This window comes from Cedecea sp. B1(4), from assembly GCF_059414925.1.
In genome coordinates this window covers 1-363 of record NZ_JCAHMZ010000218.1, presented here as the reverse complement: position 1 = coordinate 363, position 363 = coordinate 1, and the positions used below count along the sequence as shown (strand labels likewise).

The following is a 363-nucleotide window of genomic DNA, read 5'->3' as shown; positions in this document are numbered from 1 at the left end:
CCGACGGCCATGACATCCTGACCGACTACCGCGCCGCGCGCACGGCCATCGGCCTGGTGCCGCAGGAAATCTCCACCGACGCCTTCGAAAGCGTCTGGAACACCGTCACCTTCAGCCGCGGCCTGTTCGGCAAGCCGGCCAACCCGGAATACATCGAGAAGGTGCTGCGCGACCTGTCGCTGTGGGACAAGAAGGACAGCCGCATCATGGCCCTGTCCGGCGGCATGAAGCGGCGCGTGATGATCGCCAAGGCGCTGTCGCACGAACCCAAGATCCTGTTCCTGGACGAACCCACCGCCGGCGTCGACGTCGAGCTGCGGCGCGGCATGTGGGACATGGTGCGGCGCCTGCGCGAGAACGGCG

At 67.2% G+C, this 363-nt stretch carries 1 protein-coding gene; it reads left to right on the top strand.

The window, feature by feature from the left end; genetic code table 11:
• The coding region (locus ACR6JA_RS22690; protein ID WP_494599718.1) for an ATP-binding cassette domain-containing protein at nt 1-363 on the top strand (363 nt) is incomplete at both ends.